Raw genomic sequence first — 5,331 nt, forward strand, 5'->3', positions numbered from 1 at the left:
CCCCCCCGGAACCCCGCCACCCGGAAGGCGGGCTACCGGAACCCCCCCCCGCCGAAAGCCCCCGCCGGAAAGGCCCCCGCGCCGAAGGCCCCCGCCCCGGAAGCCCCCGCCCGCGAAGACGTCCCGGAATCCCAGCAGGCGGCCCGGCCGCAGAGGAAGCAGTGAGGACCGTGAACGCATCCACCCCGCCCCTGGCCAACGATCCGCTGGCCCAGACGGCCTGGGCCGCCTTCCGCACCCGGCTGCGCGACTTCGCCGCCGAGCAGCTGCCGGAGGCCATGGTGCCGTCCCGGTTCGTCGTCCTGCCCGAGCTGCCCAAGCTGCCCAACGGCAAGGTGGACCGCGGCCGGCTGCCGGCGGTGCCCGACGGCGAGAGCACCGGCACCGCCTATGTGGCCCCGCAGACCCCCCTGGAGATCCGGCTCGCCGAGATCTGGGCCGACCTGCTCGGCGTCGGCCGGGTCGGGCTCAAGGACAACTTCTTCGAGCTGGGCGGCGACTCCCTCGCCGCCGCCCAGATGGCGGCCCGGCTGCGCGCGGCCACCGGCCTCCAGGTGAACCTGCGCCGCCTGTTCGACCACCCCACCCTGGAACGCCTCGCCCGCCACCTCGACACCCAGGACGGCACCACGCCCACCGCGGACACCGGTCGGCACCCGCGCTCCATCGCCGGCGCGGACCTCGCCGCCGAGGCCGTCCTGCCCGCCGACATCACCCCGGCCGCCGACGCCCTCCCGCCGGCCCCCGCGCCGTACCGCACGGTGCTGCTCACCGGCGGCACCGGATACACCGGCGCCTTCCTGATGCGCGAGCTGCTCGACCGGTCCGACGCGCACCTGTACGTCCTGGTCCGCGCCGACACCCCCGGGCAGGCGGCCGGCCGGGTGCGGGCCGCGATGGAGCTGTACGGCGTGTGGCGCGACGGCGACGAGCGGCGGTTCACCGGCGTGCCCGGCGACCTGGCCCGCCCCTACTTCGGCCTGGACCACGACACCTACCTGAGGCTCGCCCGGGACGTCGAGATGATCGTCCACAACGGCGCCTGGTCCAGCTACGCCCTGCCGTACCGCAGGCTCAAGCCGGTCAACGTGCTCGGCACCCAGGAGGTGCTCCGACTCGCCGCCCGCCACCGGATCAAGCCGGTCCACTACATCTCCTCGCTCGCCGTCTACCCGGGCCGGCCCGGCGAGCACCGGTGGGCGGAGGACGCGGCCACCGACCCCGAGGGCGTGGTCGGCGGATACCGGCAGACCAAATGGGTCGGCGACCGCATGATGGCCCAGGCCCACGAGCGCGGCCTGCCCACCTGCGTCTACCGGCCCGGCCAGATCACCGGCGCCCAGACCACCGGAGCCTGCGCCGAGGACACCTTCCTCAACGCCACCCTCAAGGGCTGCGTCCAGCTCGGCGCCGCCCTGGAGTTCGACGTCTTCCTGGAGATGACACCGGTCGACTTCTGCGCCGCCGCCGTCGCGCACATCGCGCTGGGCGGCCGGCGGCACGGCACCGCCTTCAACCTGCCCGGCGGCCATCCGCTGGCCTGGAACCGGCTGGTGGAACTCCTCGCCGAGTGCGGCTACCCGCTGCGCCGGCTGTCGTACGCCGACTGGTACGCCGAGCTGACCCGGGCCGTGGAAGACGGCGCGGAGAACGAACTCGCCCGGTTCCTGCCGCTGTTCGGCGCCGACCAGCCCGCCGAGGACCTCGGCTACCGGGGCAGCCGCCCCGTCTTCGACACCACCAACCTGCGGGCGGCGCTGACCGGTTCGGGCATCGCCTGCCTGCCGCCCGAGCGGGACCTGGTCGGCCGCTACCTCGACCACTTCCAAGCCACCGGCTTCCTGCCCGCGCGCGCCGAGAGGACAGCACCGTGACCCGCCCCTGCCTGCTGGACGAGCCCACCGCCCTGCACCTGCTGCGCCGGCACGCCGCCGAGCGGCCCGGCCGCGCCGCGGTCACCTTCGTCCACGATCACGACGCGGCCGACGGCGCCCGCACCCTCGACTACGCGGCCCTGGACGCCGAAGCCCGCCGCCTCGCCTCCTGGCTCCAGGAGCGCTGCGCGCCCGGCGACCGCGTCCTGCTGCTGCACCCGCCGGGCCTGCCGTTCGTCACCGCCTTCCTCGGCTGCCTGTACGCCGGCACGGTCGCCGTGCCCTCGCCGATGCCCGGCCAGTTCCAGTACCAGCAGCGCCGTGTCACCCGGATCGCCCTGGACGCCGGGGTGGGCGTCGCGCTCACCGACAGCGGGCAGCTGGAGGAGGCGCGCCGCTGGATCGAGACCGAGAACCTGGGCTTCACCGTGGCGGCCAGCGACACCGACGGCTTCGGTGCCGCCGAGAACTGGCGCGACCCCGGGGCGAGCGCCGGCGACCTGGTGCTGCTCCAGTACACCTCCGGCTCGACCGGCGACCCGAAGGGCGTCATGGTCGACCACGGCAACCTGCTGCACAACGCCGACAGCCTGCGCCGCGCCCTCGGACTCACCGACGACACCAACTTCGGCGGCTGGATCCCGCTGTACCACGACATGGGCCTGATGGGGCAGCTGCTGCCCAGCCTCTTCCTCGGCAGCCACTGCGCCCTGATGTCCCCGATGGCCTTCCTCAAGCGCCCCCACCAGTGGCTCAGCCTCCTCGACCGCTACGACGTCGGCTACTCGGCCGCTCCCAACTTCGCCTACGAGCTGTGCGTACGCCGGGTGACCGACGCCCAGCTGGCCGGTCTCGACCTGTCCCGCTGGAGGTTCGCCGCGAACGGCTCCGAGCCCATCCAGGCCTCCACCCTGCGCGACTTCGCCGAGCGCTTCGCCCCGGCCGGCTTCCGCGCCGAGGCCCTCGCCCCCTGCTACGGCATGGCCGAGGCCACCGTGTTCGTCTCCGGCCTGGCCGGCCGGCCGCCCCGGGTCGAGCCCGTCGACTCCGACGCCCTGGAGAAGCACGTCCTGCAGCCGCCGCTGCCCGACGGACCGGTCCGCGAACTGGTCGGCTGCGGGAACGTACCCGACTTCGACGTACGGATCGTCGAACCGTCCGACGGCACGGTGCTGCCCGACGGCACCACCGGCGAGATCTGGCTGCGCGGCCCGAGCGTGGCCGCCGGCTACTGGGGCCGCCCGGACGCCACCGAGGAGACCTTCGGCGCGCGCACCGCCGACGGCGACGGACCGTTCCTGCGCACCGGCGACCTGGGCGCCCTGGTGGACGGCGAGATCTATGTGACCGGCCGCAGCAAGGACCTGCTGATCGTGCACGGCCGCAACCTCTACCCCCAGGACATCGAGCACGAACTGCGCCGCCGCCACCCTGAGCTGGCCACGCTCGCCGGCGCGGCGTTCACCGTGCCCGTGCCGCAGGAGGAGGTCGTGGTCCTGCACGAGATCCGCGGCCGGTTCACCGACGAGCAGTACGCGGAGCTGTCCCGGGCCCTGCGCACCACCGTATACAAGGAGTTCGGGGTGCGCACCGCCGGCCTGGTGCTGCTGCGCCCAGGGTCCGTCCGCAAGACCACCAGCGGCAAGGTGCAGCGCTCCGAAATGCGCCGGCTCTTCCTCGACGGCGCGCTCACCCCGCTCCACGCCCACCTGGAGCCCGCGGCGCGCGAGCTGGTGAGCGAGGTCCCTGCGTGAGCGGCGCCGCCCACTGGCCCACCGGGCTGCCCGGTGCCCTGGACACCGCGATCGACGCGGCGGCGGGGCCGGGCGGGCCGTTCCACCCGGCGATCGGCGCCCTGCTCGACGCCCGCGAGGAGTTCCCGGCCGAGGCGTGCGCCGTCCTGGACGGCTGCGGCACGGCCCGCGCCTATGTGCCGGCCGAGCTGGGCGGCGCCCCGGGCGGGCTGCCCGAACTGGTCGCCGTACTGCGCACGGTTGCCCGCCGGGACGTCACCGTCGCCGTCGCGCACGGCAAGACCTTCCTCGGCTCGGTGCCGACCTGGGTGGCCGGCACCGACGAGCAGCGGCGGGCGCTCGCCCGGCGGGTGCTGGCCGGCGCGGTGGTGTGCTGGGGCCTGACCGAACCCGGGCACGGCAGCGACCTGCTGGCAGGCGAGCTGACCGCCGAGCCCGCGGACGGCGGCTGGCGGCTCGACGGCGCCAAGTGGCCCATCAACAACGCCACCCGCGGCGATCTGATCTCGGTGCTGGCCCGGACCGCGCCCGAGGGCGGCCCGCGCGGCTTCAGCCAGCTCCTGGTCGACAAGCACGCCCTGGCGCCGGGCAGCTGGAGCCCGCTGCCCAAGGAGCCGACGCACGGCATCCGCGGCGCCGACATCAGCGGCATCCGCTTCACCGGCGCCGCGGCGCCCGCCGACGCCCTGACCGGCCGCCCCGGCGACGGCCTGGACATCGTGTTGCGCTCCCTCCAGCTGACCCGGACCATGTGCACCTCCCTGTCCCTCGGCGCCGGGGAGCACGCGCTGCGGCTGGCCCACGACTTCGCGGCCGGGCGCGCCATGTACGGCACCACTCTGCTGCGGCTGCCGCTGGCCCGCCGGGTGCTCGGGCGGGCCGCGGCCTCGCTCGCCCTCGCCGACGCCGCCTCGCTGCTGGCGGCCCGCGCGGCCCACCACCTGCCCGGCGAGATGAGCGTGGTGTCGGCGGCCGTCAAGGCCGGCGTACCGGAGATCGTCCAGCTGGCCGTCGACGACCTCGCCGAACTGCTGGGGGCACGCGGTTTCCTGACCGAGCACCACGCCCACGGCGCGTTCCAGAAGCTGGAGCGCGACCACCGGATCGTCGCCATTTTCGACGGCAGTACGGCCGTCAACCGCGCCTCCCTGATCAACCAGTTCCCGGTGCTCGCACGGCTCCACCACATGGGCACGTACGACGCGGAGAGCCTCGCCGCCACCGTCGCCGCGCAGCCCGTCCCGCCCATCGACGCCGGCGCGCTGCGCCTGTTCAGCCGTACCGGGTGCAGCGTGGTGCAGGCCCTGCCGGCCGCCGCCGAACGGCTCGGCGCGCTCGCCGCCGCCGGTGCCGTGCCGCGCCGGGCGGCCGAGCTGGCCGCCGCGCTGGCCGCGGAGGTGGCGGCCGTCGCCGACGCCATGGCGGCACTCCGCCCGGCCGGCCGCAACACCCCGCCCGAGGCGTTCGAGACCGCCCGCCGGTACGAACGCTGCTTCGCCGGCGCCGGCGCCGCCCACCTGCTGCTCGCCGACCCCGGCGACCAGCCGCGGGTCACCTCGCTCACGGCCGCGCTGGAACGGGCCCTGGAACTCCTCCGACCGGGCCACGAGGCACCCGAGGAGGCGTACGAACCGATGCTGGAGACGCTCGCGGAACCGGCGAAGGAGCTGATCCCATGACCCCGCCGGGCCCCACCGACACCC

3 protein-coding genes are annotated in these 5,331 nt (G+C 75.2%); all 3 read left to right on the plus strand.

Going from position 1 to position 5,331, the window contains the following annotated elements; all coding sequences use genetic code 11:
* Positions 1 to 170 precede the first annotated feature (170 nt).
* From GV126_RS35340 to GV126_RS35350, 3 genes are read left to right on the plus strand one after another with little or no spacing between them, the layout of a single operon-like run.
* Complete coding sequence (locus GV126_RS35340) at positions 171 to 1,874, plus strand: thioester reductase domain-containing protein (RefSeq protein ID WP_236570400.1); 1,704 nt, start codon at positions 171 to 173, stop codon at positions 1,872 to 1,874.
* The gene (locus GV126_RS35345) at positions 1,871 to 3,628 is read left to right on the plus strand and encodes a fatty acyl-AMP ligase (protein ID WP_159675515.1); all 1,758 of its coding nucleotides are present in this window, start codon (positions 1,871 to 1,873) and stop codon (positions 3,626 to 3,628) included. Before GV126_RS35340 ends, GV126_RS35345 begins: the two co-directional genes overlap by 4 nt.
* On the plus strand, positions 3,625 to 5,307 hold the full coding sequence (locus GV126_RS35350) for an acyl-CoA dehydrogenase family protein (protein WP_236570401.1): 1,683 nt from the start codon (positions 3,625 to 3,627) through the stop codon (positions 5,305 to 5,307). Before GV126_RS35345 ends, GV126_RS35350 begins: the two co-directional genes overlap by 4 nt.
* Positions 5,308 to 5,331: the final 24 nt, after the last annotated feature.

The organism is Streptomyces mexicanus, assembly GCF_902506575.1.
Classification (GTDB): Bacteria; Actinomycetota; Actinomycetes; order Streptomycetales; family Streptomycetaceae; genus Streptomyces; species Streptomyces mexicanus.